The sequence below is a fragment of the Conchiformibius kuhniae DSM 17694 genome (assembly GCF_000428785.1).
Lineage (GTDB): Bacteria > Pseudomonadota > Gammaproteobacteria > Burkholderiales > Neisseriaceae > Conchiformibius > Conchiformibius kuhniae.
The window spans coordinates 1-15079 of sequence record NZ_AUAP01000031.1; the positions used below are offsets into that span (position 1 = coordinate 1).

Here is a 15079-nt window from a genome sequence, read left to right on the forward strand (position 1 = left end):
AAACACAAGGCGTGAATGTCAATCTCACCCCCGGCTCATGGATTTACGCGGGCGAACAAAGCCAACTGTTTGCGATTAGCGGACTGGGACGTGCCGCCAACCGCGAAGCCTATTTGCGCGACTTTTTCGGCAAAACCGGCGCAGTGGGCGAAATTAGCGGACGCATCGATGCCACCGACGCCTATGAATACACCCAAAACCAAGCCTTTATCGGCTACGGCACACAAATCGAACGCTTAATCGGCTCGGCGCACAACGACACACTCACCGGCAACAACGCCGACAACGCCATCTACGGCGGCGCGGGCAACGACACCGTCAAAGGCGGTGCGGGCAACGACTATCTGGACGGCGGCGCAGGCGCCGACAACCTGGCGGGCGAAGCGGGCAACGACACCTACGTGATTGACCACACCGATGACACCGTAACCGAAACCGAAAACAACGGCACCGACACCGTCCACAGCTACATCGACTACACACTGGGCGACCATGTCGAAAACCTGCACCTGTTCGGCGATGCCTTAAACGGCACAGGCAACGCCCTGTCCAACCACATTGTGGGCAATGCGCGGGACAACGTGCTGGCAGGCAAAGGCGGTACGGACACCCTGACGGGCGGCGCGGGCAAAGACGTATTCGTGTTCAGCGATTTGCTGTCGGTAGACACCGTTACCGACTTCACGGCAGGCGAAGACAAAATCGGCTTGCAGCGCGGGGTATTTACCGCAATCGACCGTGCCGAAACGGCATTACAGCACATCGAATACAATCAAAGCAACGGGCAATTGTCGTATCAGGGGCAGCATTTCGCCACCATCGGCACGGATTTGGCGATTGACGGGAACAGCTTTGTTTTGATTGGATAAGGCATTTTCCACAAACGGTGCGGCGAAACTTTGCAGGTTGGCGCGAACTTTGCTAACATGGGCGTTTTTCCGCAAAGGCAGAGCGATGAGCCGCACCGTACACTGTATCAAGCTGGGCAAAGAAGCACCCGCGATGAAATTCCAGCCGCTTCCCAACGAATTGGGCAAACGCATTTTCGACAATGTGTCGCAAGAAGCGTGGGAAGCGTGGACGCGCCACCAAACCATGCTGATTAACGAAAACCGTTTGAGCCTTGCCGACCCCCGCGCCCGCGAGTATTTGGCACAGCAGATGGAAAATTATTTCTTCGGCGACGGTGCGGACGCGGTACAAGGCTACGTGCCGCAAGCATAAGCGATTATTTTTTCGCGTTCCCGCCATCAGAAAATTAGATGGAAAATCCTAATCCATTCGGGTACAATTAAACCCCAAAAGGCGTGCGGCTGTGGCCGCGTGCTTTGACTCAACCGCCGCAAGGCATATTTATTTTAAGGACAAAAGTCATGTCAAACATTGAACAACAAGTGAAAAAAATTGTTGCCGAGCAACTGGGCGTTGCCGAAGACGAAGTGAAAAACGAATCGTCTTTCCAAGACGATTTGGGCGCGGATTCTTTGGACACGGTCGAGCTGGTGATGGCGCTGGAAGAGGCGTTCGGCTGCGAAATCCCCGATGAAGATGCCGAAAAAATCACCACCGTTCAGGCAGCCATCGATTACATCAACGCCAACAAGCCGGATTGATTGCTTGTGGCAAAGACAGCCTCTGATGGGCGGCTTGTGCCGCAATCGGGGGCTGTTTTCACACCTTGTGCAACGGCGCAACAGAAAAGGAATCTGCATGAATCAAAGACGTGTTGTGGTAACGGGCTTGGGTCAGGTGTCGCCTGTGGGCAACGACCCCGCCGCCGCGTGGCAAAACCTGCTGGCGGGCAAAAGCGGCATCGGCAAAATCACCCGTTTTGACGCTTCCGAACTGGCCTGCCAAATCGCCGGCGAAGTGCGCGATTTTGACATCACCGCCCACATTCCCGCCAAAGAAGCCCGCCGCATGGACGTGTTTATCCATTTCGGCATCGCGGGCGCCTTGCAGGCGGTGGCGGACGCGGGCTTGGACGATATGCCCGATTTGGATAAAAACCGTGTCGGCGTGAACATCGGTTCGGGCATCGGCGGCCTGCCCCTGATTGAAGAAACCGCCAATATCCTGCAAAAGGGCGGCGCGCGCAAAATCAACCCGTTTTTTATCCCCGGTTCGCTGATTAACCTGATTGCCGGTCATGTAACCATTCTCAAAGGCTATCGCGGCCCCAGCTACGGCATGGTGTCTGCCTGCACCACCGGCGCACATTCCATCGGCGATTCCGCCCGCATGATTAAATACGGCGATGCGGACGTGATGATTGCGGGCGGCGCGGAAAGCGCGGTATGCACGCTGGGCGTGGGCGGATTTGCGGCGATGAAAGCCCTGTCCACCCGCAACGACGACCCCGCCGCCGCGTCCCGCCCTTGGGACAAAGGACGGGACGGCTTCGTGATGGGCGAGGGCGCGGGGATTTTGGTGCTGGAAGAATTGGAACACGCCAAAAAACGCGGCGCGAAAATTTATGCCGAACTGGTCGGCTTCGGCATGAGTTCCGATGCCCACCACATCACCGCGCCGAATGTGGACGGCCCCGCCTTGGCCTTGCAACGCGCTCTGAACGATGCGGGCTTGAATCCCAACGAAATTGATTACGTGAACGCGCACGGCACGTCCACGCCTTTGGGCGATGCCAACGAAACCAATGCCTTAAAGCTGGTGTTTGGCGAACACGCGCACAAACTGGTCGTCAGCTCCACTAAATCCATGACTGGCCATTTGCTCGGCGCGGCGGGCGGCGTGGAGGCGGTGTACAGCGTGTTGGCGATTCATCATCAGGCGGTGCCGCCCACCATCAATTTGGTGGAACAGGATTTGGAAAACGGTTGCGATTTGGATTACTGCGCCAACGAAGCGCGGCAGATGAACATCCGCGCCGTTGCGTCCAACTCCTTCGGCTTCGGCGGCACCAACGGCACGCTGGTGTTCAAAAAGTTTGACGGCTGAAGCGGCAACCGGTAACCAAGCGGCGTGATGCGCCGCTTTTTTATTCCGCATAAACGGATTTCAAAACATCATCTTTGCCGGTACCGCATACCCGCACCCGCAATTCGATTCCCGCATCTGTCGGGTGCAAACTGCCGAAATAACCGTCCGGCGCACAATAAAATGCCTTGCTGTGCCAAGCATCGCGTTTGCGTGCAAAAGCGAAAATCGTTTCCCAACCGTGATGGCGGCGGCGTTGCAGCAACAGCAGTCCCCCGTCCTGCAAACACCAACGCTTACAGTCGCGGCTGCGCTGCTTGCCGTCCAACTGCAAACATTCATGAAACAACAAGATATTGTTGCTGATGTTTTCCACAAGCACTGTTCCCGCGCCGCAGCGCGTCCAGCCGCGCCCCCTGCCGTGAAACGCCACGCGGCGCACGGCAGACAGACGGGCAAACAGGGCGTGATGGGGCATCAGAGCTTTTGGAAAAAGCGGTAAGCGGGCGCAACGGCTGCGGCAGCGATGCACGCCTTAATCAAATCACCGATGATAAACGGGTACAAACCCACTGCCAATACCTTGTCGGCAGGGACAAACAACGAAAGCTGCGCCAGCCCCAAGGCGTACATCACCGCATTTGCCAAGACAGCAACGGCAATGCTCTTGCCCAAAGAACGGAGTACGCCTTTGTCGCTGAAATAACCCAAAATCCACGCCATTGCCACAAAACCGAACAAATATCCGCCGGAAGGCCCCATCAGTACCGCCAAGCCCGCTTTACCGTTGGCGAATACGGGAAAACCCATTGCCCCTTCCAACAGGTACAGCAGCACCGCCGCCGTTCCCGCTTTGCGTCCCAGTGCAAAGCCGATGACGGTTACCCCCAGCGACTGTCCCGTAATCGACACGAAGGGCAGGGGAATGGCAAGCTGCGCCAGCAGCGCAATCACATTTGCGCCGATAAGGGTTTGCAGCAGAAAGGTTTGGACGGGATTTTGCACCGCCCATTTTTTGGTGGCGGATAATTGGGCGTACATAATGGACGTCTCCTGAATGACAAAAAAATGCCATCATAGCATTTTTGGGGCGTTTGCACTATTCGGTGGCATTGCCCGCCCGTTTTTCTTTGCGGTATGTCCATGGGGCAAGCGCATCGCGGTCGCGCCACAAGCCTTTGCGTTTTTTCTTGGCTTCGGCTTGCGCGGTTTCGTAGCGGGTGTAGTCGTCTTTGGGCTGGTTGCGTTTGGCAATGGATTGGTAATGCCACGCATGGCCGTTGGCTATTTGGGCGAAATTCACGTCTTCGCCGTTGATGCGGATGCGTGCGACTTGGCGGCGGTATTGGTCGGTATCGACCACTTCCACGCGCACTTTTTTGCCTTCAATCATTTTTTTCAGGGCGTTTTGGCTGGCTTTGCCGTGTGCCTGTGCCGATTCGGGCGCATCGATGAATGCCATGCGGATGCGTTGTGCCTGACCGTTGTGGTCGGTCAGGCGCACGGTGTCGCCGTCTGTAACGGCAATCACCGTGCCGGTGTATTCTTTGCTGCTGTTGGAGCCCGATGAAATGCCGAAGATGGCGACCACCGCCGCCGTGATGAGGGCGGCGGCGGTTTGATACAGTTTTTTGCGTTGGCGGGCGTTGGGTTTGGGAAACATGTGATTCCTTTACTGGGGTTTGTCTGCCTTGCGGCGGGTGCGGCGGTGGTCCCACGGCGCGGTCGGGTCGGGCTGCCGCCACAAACCGATGCGTTGTTCGCGGGCGTATTGTTCGGCAGTGGCGTAGTGGGCGTAATCGTCTTTGCGCTGATTGTGTTTGGCGATGGAGCGGTAATGCCAAGCATGACCGTTTTGCACTTGGGTGAAATTGACATCGCGCCCGTCCACGCGCAAACGCGCCACTTCGCGCCGATAACGGTCGGTATCGATGATTTCCACTTCGGCTTCGCGACCGTCCACCAGCGCGGCAAGCGCGGCGCGGCTTTCCATGCCGTGAGGCTGCGTGGTTTCGGGCGCATCGATAAAGGCAAGGCGGATTCTGCGGGTTTGCCCGCCGGCCGTGCGGACACGGACGGTGTCGCCATCGGAAACGGCGGTAATCACGGCGCGGTAATGCTGCCCCGTGGCGGCTGCGGCAGGCGGAGCGGCAAGGGGCGCATCGGGCGCGGACGGCGGCGGGGCAAGCGGAGCGCACGCACCTGCCAGCAGCAGGGCGGCAAGCAGGGCGGGAAGTTTGAATGTTGGCAGCATTTTGTTTCTTTCCGATAAAAAGGCGGGCTGCCCGAACGGGTTTCAGGCAGCCCGCAAAGATATTTACGCCTGCGCCGTCAGCATTTTCACGCCGTCTTTGCCCGCCAGCAGCAGCACATCGGCAGGACGGTGGGCAAACAAACCGTTTTCCACCACGCCCAAAATGCCGTTCAAACGGGTTTCCATTTCCATCGGGCGGCTCAAATCCAAGCCGTGCACGTCCACAATTTCATTCCCGTTCAATGTTTTAAAACCGATACGCAATTCGGGACGGCCGCCCAGTTTCACCAATTCCCGCGATGCCATCGACCGCGCCATCGGCACAACTTCCACCGGCAAGGGGAATTTCCCCAAACGGGAAACATATTTGCTTTCATCGGCGATGCAGATGAATTTTTGCGCGAGATTGGCAACGATTTTTTCGCTCAAATGCGCGCCGCCGCCGCCTTTTATCATTTGCAGCAAATGGTTGATTTCGTCCGCGCCGTCAATGTACACGGGCAGGGACGACACTTCGTTGGGGTGGATTTCGGGAATGCCGTATTGCGCCATCAGCTCGGAGCTTTGCCGCGACGTGGACACCGCGCCTTTGACGGTTTTGCCGCTTTCGCCGAGTGCGCGGATAAAGTGATTGACGGTGCTGCCCGTGCCGATGCCGATGTATTCGTTTTCGGGGACAAATTCCACCGCTTTGATGGCGGCTTGGCGTTTGAGTTCGTCTTGGTTCATATTGATTTTCCAATTAAAAATAGTTTCCCCCACCCCGACCCTCCCCCGCCAGCAGGGGAGGGGGAATGGTTTTTTAAGCAGCCTGAAGCAACACCACAGCTTGCGCCTCCATGCCCTCCATGCGCCCCAAATAGCCCAGTTGTTCATTGGTTTTGCCTTTGATGTTGATGCGGTTTTCGGGCAAATCCAAATCGGCGGACAAGTTGGCACGCATGGCGGGAATGTGCGGTTTGAGCTTGGGCTGCTGGGCGATAATCGTGCTGTCCAAATTGACGATGCGCCAACCCGCTTCGCGCACGGCGGCATAAGCGCGGCGCAGCAAATCGCGGCTGTCGGCATCTTTGAACTCGGCGGCGGTGTCGGGAAAATGCGTGCCGATGTCGCCCAAACCCGCCGCACCGAGCAGCGCATCGGTAACGGCGTGCAGCAAAATATCGGCATCGGAATGCCCCAGCAAACCTTTTTCAAAGGGAATGTGTACGCCGCCCAAAATCAAAGGGCGGTCGGGGACGAGCTGATGCACGTCATAACCTTGACCGATGCGAAAATCCATGTTCTGTTTCCTTTATTTCAACCAATCGCTCAAGCGTTCCAGCAGGGTTTTTTCTTTTGGCTGCGGCGCGGGCGCATCTGCGGCAACGGGCGGTGGTGGTGGCGGCGGCGGGGGCGGCGTGCGGTGTACCGGCAATGCGCCGAAACTTTGCGATACGGGCATGATTTCCAAGCTGTTCACATTCATATGCGCGGGGCGTTGGTACAGCCACAGCACGGTTTCGGCGATGTCGTCCGCGCTTAAAGAATCGGTGTGGCGGTACAGCGCATCGGCGCGTTCGCTGTCGCCTTTAAAGCGCACGTAGGAAAACTCCGTGCCGCCGCACAAGCCCGGCTCCACCACGCTCACGCGCACGCCCGTGCCGTGCAGGTCGGCGCGGAGGTTGAGGCTGAATTGGCGGACAAATGCCTTGCTGGCGCCGTACACATTGCCGCCCGGATAGGGATAATTTGCGGCAATCGAGCCCAAATTGATGATGTAGCCCTTGTTCCGTGCCACCATTTGCGGCAGCACTTGGCGGGTGAGATACGCCAAACCGACAATATTGGTTTGAATCACGGTTTCCCAGTCGTCAAAATCCGCTTCTTGGGCGGGGTCGAGCCCGAGTGCCAAGCCCGCATTGTTCACCAAGCAATCGATTTGGCGGAAGGCTTCGGGCAGATTGTGCAAACTGCCCAGCGCCGCGTCCACCGCGATTTTGTCGGTGAGGTCGGCTTCCAAAATTTGAAACATATCGCCCAATTGTTCTTTCAGGGCGTGCAGCTTGTCGCCGCGCCGCGCCATGCCGACAACGGGATAACCCGCTTGCACGAAACGCCGCGCCATCGCCGCGCCGAAACCCGCCGATGCGCCGGTAATCAAAATCGCCATAATCGTGTCCTTTGCAGATGGAAAAACCGTGCAATCATAACACCATCAAGGGCAAAGTTTAAGCCGTTTGTGCAGACACGGCGCGGTGCGTGATGTGTCGTCCTGCGGATTAAAACATGGTAAGATAAACGCTTTCACAACAAGAACACGGAAACACAAACCATGAACCCGAAACGATATTGGCTTGTGCCGTTGGCCGCGCTGCTGCTGGGCGCGTGCGGCGGCGGCGCGTCCGAAGCGGCGCAAGAGCAAAACAACGCTTCCGCACCCGCCGCTTCGGTGGTGGAAACGGGCGGCGCGTCCGGTCAAACCTTTGCCAAAGGCAAGGGCGACATTTCCAAAGAGCGCAGCGCCACATTCAAAGCCATGATGCCCGCGTTTTCCGGCATGCGCAAAATGGCAAACGGCGATGACGCCTTTGATGCGGACAAATTCAAAGAACTCGCCGCCGCCTTTGCTCAAGATGCGCGTGTGCCGTTCGAGCATTTTCAAAACGACCCGAACGGCAACGGCCGTGCCTTGTCTGCCGTGTGGTTGCAGCCGGAAGCCTTTGCCGGACAGCGCGACAAATTTTTGGAAGCGGTGGACGCGCTGAATCAAGCAGCGCAAAGCGGCAAGCTGGAAGACATCAAAGCCGCATTCGAGCCTGTGGGCGCATCGTGCCAAAGCTGCCATGATGCCTTCCGCGCCGAAGAATAAGGTTTTGCCCGTCCGTCCGTCCGCAAGTATTTTTGCGGACGGATTTTTTATGCCCTTGAAGCCGTTGTGTTAAAATGCCGCACAATTTACCCCCACGCGGAGAAATGCGCCATGCTCGACAATTTAACCAACCGTTTCAGTAAAATTTTCAAAAACATACGCGGCAACGCCGTCCTCACCGAAGACAACATCAAAGCCGCCTTGCGCGAAGTGCGCCTTGCGCTGCTGGAGGCGGACGTTGCCCTGCCGGTGGTCAAAGATTTTGTCAATCAAATCAAAGAACGCGCGCTCGGACACGAAGTCGCCGACAATCTGACCCCCGACCAAGCCTTTTTCGGCATCGTCAATGAAGCCCTGATTGAGCTGATGGGCAAACAAAACAGCGCCTTAAACCTGGCCGCCGTGCCGCCTGCGGTGATTTTGATGGCGGGTTTGCAGGGCGCGGGCAAAACCACCACGGTCGGCAAACTGGCGCGGCTGTTGAAAGAACAGGACAAGAAAAAGAAAATCCTCACCGTATCGGCAGACGTGTACCGCCCTGCCGCAATTGAGCAGCTTAAATTATTGGCGCAACAGGTAAATGTGGATTTTTTTCCGTCCGACCCCGCGCAAAAACCGGTGGAAATCATCCGCGCCGCGCAGGATTACGCCAAAAAGCATTTTTATGACGTGCTGATGGTGGACACGGCGGGACGTTTGGCGATTGACGAAGAAATGATGTCGGAAATCAAAATCCTGCACGCCGAATTAAAACCGGTGGAAACCCTGTTTGTGGTGGACGCGATGTTGGGTCAGGACGCGGTAAACACCGCCAAAGCCTTTGACGAAGCCCTGCCGCTCACCGGCGTGATTCTCACCAAAATGGACGGCGATTCGCGCGGCGGTGCGGCTTTGTCGGTGCGGCAGGTAACGGGCAAACCGATTAAATTTATCGGCGTCGGCGAAAAAGTGAACGGTTTGGAGCCGTTCCACCCCGACCGCATCGCCGGCCGCATTCTCGGCATGGGCGATGTGATGACCCTGATTGAGGACGTGCAAAAGGGCATTGACGAAGACGTTGCCGCGCAGATGGCGAAAAAGCTGAACAAGGGCAAGTCGTTTGATTTAAATGATTTTAAAGCGCAAATCCAGCAGATGAGAAACATGGGCGGTTTTGAAAACCTGTTGTCCAAAATGCCGGGCGAGTTGGGTCAGCTTTCCAAACAAATCCCCGAAGGCACGGCGGAAAAGGCGATGGGGCATGTGGAAGCCATCATCAATTCCATGACGCCGAAAGAACGTGCCAATCCCGCGCTGCTCAAGGCCAGCCGCAAACGGCGCATTGCGGCGGGCGCGGGCGTGACCGTGCAGGAGGTGAACAAAATGCTCAAGCAGTTTGAGCAGTCGCAGCAGGTCATCAAGATGTTTAGCGGGCGCAATATGACCAAGCTGATGCGGATGGCAAAGGGCATGAAAGGCATGTTCCCAAACGGGAAAATGCCGTTTTAGCGGTGTTTCGCGCCCGTGCGCGGATTTTGGCGGCACAATTTCAATGATGATGTGTTTTGGGGGGGGGCGTCATCAATTGACTGAAAACCACTGCACCGTCATTCCCGCGCAGGTGTGGCTTGGGTTGGCGCGAAGCGCAAACCCAACAAAATCCATAAATTTTCGGAAAAATGTTGGGTTTTCATTTCGTTTCAACCCAAGCTACGCTTGCTGCACCGTCATTCCCGCGAATGCGGGAATCCAAAACAAATTTCAAAAAGCATTGACAAAACATTGCTTCACAAACATCAGGCAGTGGATTCCCGCATTCGCGGGAATGACGGTGGCGTGTTTTTTCGGCTAATTGATGGCGCACGCTAATGCGTATGACCGGGTTTGCCTTCAAACCATTTGCTGTGCAAACGTTGGTAGGTGCCGTCCGCACGGGCTTGCGCCAGCCCTTTGTTCAGTTTGTCGAGCAGGGGTTTGTTGCCTTTTTGTACCAGAAAAACATAGTGTTCGCGTGGGCGGTTGAGGTTGTCGAGCAAAACCAGTTTTTCTTCGGGGTATTCTTGGGCGTAGTGGCGCAGACTGGCTTCGTCGCCCAAAACGGCATCGGCGCGTCCGGTCATCAGGTCTTTGAATGCCAGCCACAGGGTCGGGTGGACGCTGTAGTTGTCTTCGCCCAATACGGTTTTGACCAGCCCTTCGGCAACGGTTTGACCTTTGACCGCGATGCGTTTGCCCGCCATGCCGCCCAAGCCGTTGATGCCCGTGCCTTCGCGCACCAGAAACACGGTGCCGCTTTCCATATACGGCTCGGTGGCTTCAAAACGGATTTTGCGCTCGTCGTTCAGGTAGATGCCGCTTGCCACGATGTCTGCCTGTTTGCCCGCCAATGCTTCAAACATGCCCGACCGCGAGTGTGCTTCAAACTGTACGTCAAAGCCGTGTTGGGCGCCGATGGCTTTGAGCAGCTCGTAGTCGAAGCCGTCTATCGTGCCGTTGGGGCCTTGTACGGTAAACGGCAGGTCGATTTCCGCCGCCACGCGGTAAACTGTTTGTTTGTCGGCGGCGGTGGCGGAAGCGGCGGCGGCAGATTCGGCGGCATCGCCGCAGCCGCACAGCAGTCCGAGCGTACACATCAGCGACAACAGGGTTTTTTTCATTTGGGTGCTTCTCCTTGATTATTGATTATTGGGCTGCGCCTTTGGCGGCGTTAAAATAAACTTTTGTTCGGGCAGGGCGGCAGCCCGTCCGAATCAGGGCAAAGCATATTATTGTATCGTGTTCGCCCTTGCCCGACAAACGGGACGGCGGCACGGCGAAAGGAAAAAACATCATGTCCGAAATCATCAAAGACTATTTGCAAACACAGGGCTTGCGCCTGAACGCCGATGATGTGGCGGTGGCGTATGCGACGGCGCGGGCGGTGATGAGCGCCGAACGGGCGGTTGTGGAACACGGCGTGTTGTGGCGCGGCGGGGCAACGGTGCGCTTGGTTGATTATCTAGTTGAAAATAAAGAAAATACCGAGCATTTGAAACAAATTTTCATCGCTTTGGACGCCTCGTGTGAACGGCAGCGCGTGCAAAGTGCCGCCGTGTACCGCCTGTTGCCCGAACAAGGGCTGTTGCTGTGTGTGGCGCAACAGGGCAAACCGCTCGAACCGGCACTGCCCGCAGACGAAGCGCACGCCCAAACCCATCTGGCGGCACGTACCGCCCAAACCGGTTGGCTCAACCGTGCCGGCGACACCGCCCGTTGGCTCGACAACGGCAGCCTGAACGGCGCGCACAACCGCCGCAGCGCCGCCCAAACCTGTTTGCCCCTGTGCGCGACAGACGGGCGCGTGTGGGGCGTACTCCACATCGAATACGCCCGCACCGGCGATGACGGCGACCACGCCCTGTGTACATGGGTCGGCTTGGCATTGGCACTGCACGGCGCGGTGTCCGCATTGCAGACCTGCGCGGAATTGTCGGGTACAATCGCCCCTTTGCCCGCCACCCGCACATGAATCCGCTCACCCACACCGCCCGATGCCGTCTGCCCACCGAATACGGACTGTTTACCCTGCACGGCTTCCAACAGCCGGACGGGCGCGAACACCTTGCCATCGTCATGGGCGACGTGACAGACGGCGCGCCCGTCCTGTCGCGCATCCATTCCGAATGCCTGACCGGCGACGCCCTGTTTTCGCGCAAATGCGACTGCGGCCCGCAACTGCAAGCGGCAATGCAAGCCGTACAAACCGAAGGACGCGGCGTCATCGTTTACCTGCGCCAAGAAGGGCGCGGCATCGGACTCATCAACAAAATCCGCGCCTACGCCCTGCAAGACACCGGCTTGGACACCGTAGAAGCGAATATGGCACTGGGCTTGCCCGTTGACGCCCGCGACTTCACCCTTGCCAAACACATCTACGACCACTTGGGCATCGGCAGCGTCAAACTGCTCACCAACAACCCCGACAAACTGCAAACCCTGCGCGATTGCGGCATCAACGTGGTCGGGCGCATTCCCCTGCACGTGGGCGCCAACCCCCACAACCAAGCCTACCTCAACACCAAAGCCGAAAAACTGCGCCACATGCTGCCGAAAACCTGAAACTATTTTTCAATAAAAATCATCAAACTGATTTTTCAGCGTGCCAATTCCCTTGCCAAACGCAGGCAAAATTGGTTTAATAACGTCTTTCGCTGCTGCGAAACACGGGTGATTAGCTCAGTTGGTAGAGCGTCTGCCTTACAAGCAGCATGTCGGCGGTTCGACTCCGTCATCACCCACCAAGTTTCTCGGTTTGCCGCATTGCGGTAACCGTTGCGCGGTGGTAGCTCAGTTGGTTAGAGTACCGGCCTGTCACGCCGGTGGTCGCGGGTTCGAGCCCCGTCCACCGCGCCACATCACAAAATCCCTTGATGACCCGTCAAGGGATTTTTTCCGTTTGCGGAATCGCGGGCGCGGCTGGTATGATGCGCCTTGCGCTGCCCGTGCGCCGCTTGAATCGGGCGGGGCATCGGCTCCGTGTGTCGGCGCATAAAGGCACGCCCGCAACCACACAAAGGAATTTCAATGAAAACAGGAATGTTGTCCGCGCTGCTGCTGACGGTGCTGTTGTCGGCGTGCGGCGGACAGGCTGCCGCGCCGTCTGCGGCTTCCGCGCCCGCCCAAGCCGCGTTTCAAGGCTCGCCCGTGCGCCCCGATGACCGCATCGGCGGCGATTTCACTTTGACGGACGGCACAGGCAAGCCCTTTTCCCTGAAGCAATTGCGCGGCAAAGTGGTATTGCTGGCGTTTGGTTTTTCGCACTGCCCCGATGTCTGCCCCACCGAGCTGCTGGGTTATGCCGAAGCCGTCAAGCTGTTGGGTGCGGAAGCGGCAGATGTGGCGGTGGTGTTTGTCAGCATCGACCCCGAGCGCGACACGCCCGATTTAATCGGTCGTTACGTCAAGCAGTTCCACCCCGATTTTATCGGTTTGACGGCAACGGAAGGGCAGTCTTTGGCGCTGGTCAAACAGCAATACCGCATCGTTGCCGCCAAGGCGGAAATCAAATCGCCCACCGCGTATAATATGGACCACACGCCCGGCGCGTATTTGCTCGACCGCAAAGGCGATGCCCTTGTGTTTGTGCCGTACGGACACAGCCCCGAGCAAATCGCCGCCGACATCCGCATCTTGTTAAACCACCGCAAGCCTTGAATCATGTCCGAACAATTGACCATCGCGCTGTCCAAAGGGCGCATTTTTGACGAAACCCTGCCGCTTTTGGCGGTGGCGGGCATTGTTCCTGCCGAAGACCCCGAGCAGTCGCGCAAGCTGATTATCGCCACCAACCGCGAGCAGGTGCGTTTGGTGATTGTCCGCGCCACCGATGTGCCGACTTATGTGCAATACGGCGCGGCGGATTTGGGCATTGCGGGCAAGGACGTTTTGACCGAGCACGGCGGGGAAGGGCTGTATCAGCCGCTCGATTTGCACATTGCCCGATGCCGTATGATGGTGGCGGTGCGGCAGGGGTTTGATTACCAAGCGGCTTCGCAACCCGGACGGCGTTTGCGCGTGGCAACCAAATACCCCGACATCGCCGCCGCCCATTTTGCCGCCAAAGGCGTGCATGTGGACATCATCAAGCTCTACGGCTCGATGGAGCTTGCGCCTTTGGTGGGCTTGAGTGATGCGATTGTGGATTTGGTGTCCACCGGCGGCACGCTCAAAGCCAACCGTTTGGAAGCGGTGGAGCATATTGCCGACATTTCCAGCCGTTTGGTGGTGAACAAAGCCGCTTTGAAAACCAAATACGCGCTGCTTGAGCCGGTGATTCAGGCCTTTGCCCGCGCCGTTGCTTCCGACACCCCCACACACGACAAGGAAACCGATAATGAACATTCTGCTGATTGATTTGGAAACCGCCAAAGCGGATTTGAAACACATTCCCGCCAAAACAGGCGCGGTGTTCCTGCTTGCTGCCCGCAAACGCACGCTCAAACGCGCCCTTGCCTTTGCCCGCAAACACGCGGCGGCGGAAGTGGTGGATTTGAGCGAATGCCGTCCCGTTGCCGCCATCACCGCCCTGCTGAAAAACCTGCTGACGGAAAACCACCGCGCCCGCATCAGCGTGATTGCCAAACGCAAAAAACTTGCCGCCGCACTTGCCCGTTTGCAGCAGGTGTATGGCGATGCCGACGTGCGTTTGTGGCGCAAATTGGGCAAAAAACAGCGCAAACAGCTCAAACGCCAACGCAAAGCCGCATGGCGCGAGGGCGTGTGGCACATCGGCGGCGGCGAAAGCCTGCCCGCCCTGCCCGACAAAACCGAACGTCTGCCCATGCTGCACCGCCGTCCGCCCGCACCTGCCTTGCCCCACCACCCATCTGCGCCGGCGCTGCCGGTTGCCGCATCTGCCCCCGCGCACGGGAACGAAAGCGCACAGCCTGTTGCGGCAACAGACACCCCTGCGGGCGAAGAAACAGCACCCGCGCCCGCCGCGCCCGAACACCAAGCAGACCATGCGCCCGCCGCCGAATCCGCCGCCGCTTTGGAAGCCGTTGCGGACGAGCGGGTTTTGCGCCTGATTGGCAAAACCCGCCCCAAGAAAAAAGCCGATTTGCTGCGCGTGCTGCAAACCGCCCTGTGCGCCGACGAATACGCGGCGGCACGCATGGTCGCCCAACTCGAACAGGAAGGCAGCATCAGCATCGATGTGGCGGAAAACGTGCGTTACCGCACCTAGGGCGTGTCATCAATTGACCGAAAAATCTTTGCACCGTCATTCCCGCGCAGGCGGGAATCCAAATCGAAGCAGGTGTAGATACCATCTTTCCAGTCAAGCTCCCGTAGCAGAAATTTCCAACTGACGGGACTGATAAACCGTTTGATGCTTCAATACGCCAAAGCAAATATGTACCAATTTACGCATCGCCGCGCCCAATGCCTGCATCGGCGTTTTTTGCCTTTGCAGCAGACGGGCGTATTGGGCGGCAATATCAGGGTTGTATTTCTTTGACACGACCGCAGGCAGATACAAGGCCGCACGCAATACTGCCGAACCTTTTTTGGATAACATC

Annotated in this window: 19 protein-coding genes, 2 tRNA genes and 1 pseudogene; 13 read left to right on the top strand and 9 right to left on the bottom strand. The window is 57.6% G+C overall.

Features of this window, described 5'->3' with window-relative positions:
* The 4 genes from G392_RS13100 to fabF all read left to right on the top strand — a co-directional run.
* Positions 1 to 869 (top strand): M10 family metallopeptidase C-terminal domain-containing protein (locus G392_RS13100; protein ID WP_425393416.1); only part of this gene is annotated, 869 nt, incomplete at its 5' end.
* Positions 870 to 954: 85 nt separating this feature from the next.
* On the top strand, positions 955 to 1224 hold the full coding sequence (locus tag G392_RS0108615; RefSeq protein ID WP_027009910.1) for an oxidative damage protection protein: 270 nt from the start codon (positions 955 to 957) through the stop codon (positions 1222 to 1224).
* Positions 1225 to 1373: 149 nt separating this feature from the next.
* Complete coding sequence (acpP, locus tag G392_RS0108620; RefSeq protein WP_027009911.1) at positions 1374 to 1613, top strand: acyl carrier protein; 240 nt, start codon at positions 1374 to 1376, stop codon at positions 1611 to 1613.
* A 97-nt stretch (positions 1614 to 1710) separates the two neighbouring features.
* Positions 1711 to 2958 carry a beta-ketoacyl-ACP synthase II gene (gene fabF / locus G392_RS0108625; RefSeq protein WP_027009912.1) on the top strand — a complete coding sequence of 416 codons (1248 nt, stop codon included), beginning with the start codon at positions 1711 to 1713 and terminating at the stop codon, positions 2956 to 2958.
* A gap of 40 nt (positions 2959 to 2998) precedes the next feature.
* On the opposite strand, the gene G392_RS0108630 is transcribed toward fabF, so the two are convergent.
* The 7 genes from G392_RS0108630 to G392_RS0108660 form a co-directional block, all read right to left on the bottom strand.
* Positions 2999 to 3415, bottom strand: a complete 417-nt coding sequence (locus G392_RS0108630) for a hypothetical protein (RefSeq protein WP_027009913.1) — start codon at positions 3413 to 3415, stop codon at positions 2999 to 3001.
* Positions 3415 to 3978 (bottom strand): biotin transporter BioY, encoded by a 564-nt coding sequence (locus G392_RS0108635; protein WP_027009914.1) that lies wholly within the window; start codon positions 3976 to 3978, stop codon positions 3415 to 3417. Before G392_RS0108635 ends, G392_RS0108630 begins: the two co-directional genes overlap by 1 nt.
* 58 nt (positions 3979 to 4036) lie before the next feature.
* Entirely contained in the window at positions 4037 to 4600 is a 564-nt protein-coding gene (locus tag G392_RS12580; protein ID WP_051255659.1) for a thermonuclease family protein, read from the bottom strand.
* 9 nt (positions 4601 to 4609) lie between these two features.
* Positions 4610 to 5191: a thermonuclease family protein gene (locus tag G392_RS12585; RefSeq protein ID WP_034334906.1), complete on the bottom strand. Its 582-nt coding sequence runs from the start codon at positions 5189 to 5191 to the stop codon at positions 4610 to 4612.
* A gap of 63 nt (positions 5192 to 5254) precedes the next feature.
* Positions 5255 to 5920, bottom strand: a complete 666-nt coding sequence (gene rpiA / locus G392_RS0108650; protein ID WP_034334911.1) for a ribose-5-phosphate isomerase RpiA — start codon at positions 5918 to 5920, stop codon at positions 5255 to 5257.
* Between the two features lie 73 nt (positions 5921 to 5993).
* The gene (gene ispF / locus G392_RS0108655; RefSeq protein WP_027009916.1) at positions 5994 to 6473 is read right to left on the bottom strand and encodes a 2-C-methyl-D-erythritol 2,4-cyclodiphosphate synthase; all 480 of its coding nucleotides are present in this window, start codon (positions 6471 to 6473) and stop codon (positions 5994 to 5996) included.
* A gap of 12 nt (positions 6474 to 6485) precedes the next feature.
* A complete protein-coding gene (locus G392_RS0108660; protein ID WP_027009917.1) occupies positions 6486 to 7343 on the bottom strand; it encodes an SDR family oxidoreductase in 858 nt (285 codons plus the stop codon).
* 162 nt (positions 7344 to 7505) lie between these two features.
* Here G392_RS0108660 and G392_RS0108665 point away from each other — a divergent pair, with 162 nt between their 5' ends.
* Together G392_RS0108665 and ffh are read left to right on the top strand one after the other, a co-directional pair.
* Positions 7506 to 8042 (top strand): c-type cytochrome, encoded by a 537-nt coding sequence (locus G392_RS0108665; RefSeq protein WP_027009918.1) that lies wholly within the window; start codon positions 7506 to 7508, stop codon positions 8040 to 8042.
* A 111-nt stretch (positions 8043 to 8153) separates the two neighbouring features.
* Positions 8154 to 9530 (top strand): signal recognition particle protein, encoded by a 1377-nt coding sequence (gene ffh, locus G392_RS0108670; protein ID WP_027009919.1) that lies wholly within the window; start codon positions 8154 to 8156, stop codon positions 9528 to 9530.
* Positions 9531 to 9886: 356 nt separating this feature from the next.
* On the opposite strand, the gene G392_RS0108680 is transcribed toward ffh, so the two are convergent.
* Complete coding sequence (locus G392_RS0108680) at positions 9887 to 10678, bottom strand: substrate-binding periplasmic protein (RefSeq protein ID WP_027009921.1); 792 nt, start codon at positions 10676 to 10678, stop codon at positions 9887 to 9889.
* A gap of 173 nt (positions 10679 to 10851) precedes the next feature.
* On the opposite strand from G392_RS0108680, the gene G392_RS12590 reads away from it, so the two are divergent.
* The 7 genes from G392_RS12590 to G392_RS13105 all read left to right on the top strand — a co-directional run bounded on the left by G392_RS12590 (position 10852) and on the right by G392_RS13105 (position 14745).
* Positions 10852 to 11529, top strand: coding sequence for a GAF domain-containing protein (locus tag G392_RS12590; RefSeq protein WP_156900871.1), 678 nt, complete (start codon positions 10852 to 10854; stop codon positions 11527 to 11529).
* Positions 11526 to 12119, top strand: a complete 594-nt coding sequence (gene ribA, locus G392_RS0108690) for a GTP cyclohydrolase II (protein WP_027009922.1) — start codon at positions 11526 to 11528, stop codon at positions 12117 to 12119. The genes G392_RS12590 and ribA overlap by 4 nt, the downstream gene beginning before the upstream one ends.
* 106 nt (positions 12120 to 12225) lie before the next feature.
* A tRNA-Val gene (locus G392_RS0108695) sits at positions 12226 to 12301 on the top strand.
* Positions 12302 to 12336: 35 nt separating this feature from the next.
* Positions 12337 to 12413, top strand: a tRNA-Asp gene (locus G392_RS0108700).
* A gap of 171 nt (positions 12414 to 12584) precedes the next feature.
* A complete protein-coding gene (locus G392_RS0108710) occupies positions 12585 to 13214 on the top strand; it encodes an SCO family protein (RefSeq protein WP_027009923.1) in 630 nt (209 codons plus the stop codon).
* A 3-nt stretch (positions 13215 to 13217) separates the two neighbouring features.
* The gene (gene hisG, locus G392_RS12595) at positions 13218 to 13913 is read left to right on the top strand and encodes an ATP phosphoribosyltransferase (RefSeq protein ID WP_051255661.1); all 696 of its coding nucleotides are present in this window, start codon (positions 13218 to 13220) and stop codon (positions 13911 to 13913) included.
* Positions 13894 to 14745, top strand: a complete 852-nt coding sequence (locus tag G392_RS13105) for a hypothetical protein (RefSeq protein ID WP_027009924.1) — start codon at positions 13894 to 13896, stop codon at positions 14743 to 14745. Before hisG ends, G392_RS13105 begins: the two co-directional genes overlap by 20 nt.
* Before the next feature lie 93 nt (positions 14746 to 14838).
* Here the strand turns inward: G392_RS13105 and G392_RS13950 are convergent.
* Positions 14839 to 15079 (bottom strand): annotated as a pseudogene (locus G392_RS13950) (hypothetical protein); the annotation flags it as partial.

Coding starts and splice junctions, on each gene's coding strand:
- ispF (WP_027009916.1), bottom strand. CDS start 6,473: ATGGATTTTCGCATCGGTCAAGGTTATGACGTGCATCAGCTCGTCCCC.
- ribA (WP_027009922.1), top strand. CDS start 11,526: ATGAATCCGCTCACCCACACCGCCCGATGCCGTCTGCCCACCGAATAC.
- G392_RS0108615 (WP_027009910.1), top strand. CDS start 955: ATGAGCCGCACCGTACACTGTATCAAGCTGGGCAAAGAAGCACCCGCG.
- rpiA (WP_034334911.1), bottom strand. CDS start 5,920: ATGAACCAAGACGAACTCAAACGCCAAGCCGCCATCAAAGCGGTGGAA.
- acpP (WP_027009911.1), top strand. CDS start 1,374: ATGTCAAACATTGAACAACAAGTGAAAAAAATTGTTGCCGAGCAACTG.
- G392_RS12585 (WP_034334906.1), bottom strand. CDS start 5,191: ATGCTGCCAACATTCAAACTTCCCGCCCTGCTTGCCGCCCTGCTGCTG.
- G392_RS12580 (WP_051255659.1), bottom strand. CDS start 4,600: ATGTTTCCCAAACCCAACGCCCGCCAACGCAAAAAACTGTATCAAACC.
- G392_RS0108680 (WP_027009921.1), bottom strand. CDS start 10,678: ATGAAAAAAACCCTGTTGTCGCTGATGTGTACGCTCGGACTGCTGTGC.
- hisG (WP_051255661.1), top strand. CDS start 13,218: ATGTCCGAACAATTGACCATCGCGCTGTCCAAAGGGCGCATTTTTGAC.
- G392_RS0108660 (WP_027009917.1), bottom strand. CDS start 7,343: ATGGCGATTTTGATTACCGGCGCATCGGCGGGTTTCGGCGCGGCGATG.
- G392_RS0108665 (WP_027009918.1), top strand. CDS start 7,506: ATGAACCCGAAACGATATTGGCTTGTGCCGTTGGCCGCGCTGCTGCTG.
- G392_RS0108635 (WP_027009914.1), bottom strand. CDS start 3,978: ATGTACGCCCAATTATCCGCCACCAAAAAATGGGCGGTGCAAAATCCC.
- ffh (WP_027009919.1), top strand. CDS start 8,154: ATGCTCGACAATTTAACCAACCGTTTCAGTAAAATTTTCAAAAACATA.
- G392_RS13105 (WP_027009924.1), top strand. CDS start 13,894: ATGAACATTCTGCTGATTGATTTGGAAACCGCCAAAGCGGATTTGAAA.
- fabF (WP_027009912.1), top strand. CDS start 1,711: ATGAATCAAAGACGTGTTGTGGTAACGGGCTTGGGTCAGGTGTCGCCT.
- G392_RS12590 (WP_156900871.1), top strand. CDS start 10,852: ATGTCCGAAATCATCAAAGACTATTTGCAAACACAGGGCTTGCGCCTG.
- G392_RS0108710 (WP_027009923.1), top strand. CDS start 12,585: ATGAAAACAGGAATGTTGTCCGCGCTGCTGCTGACGGTGCTGTTGTCG.
- G392_RS0108630 (WP_027009913.1), bottom strand. CDS start 3,415: ATGCCCCATCACGCCCTGTTTGCCCGTCTGTCTGCCGTGCGCCGCGTG.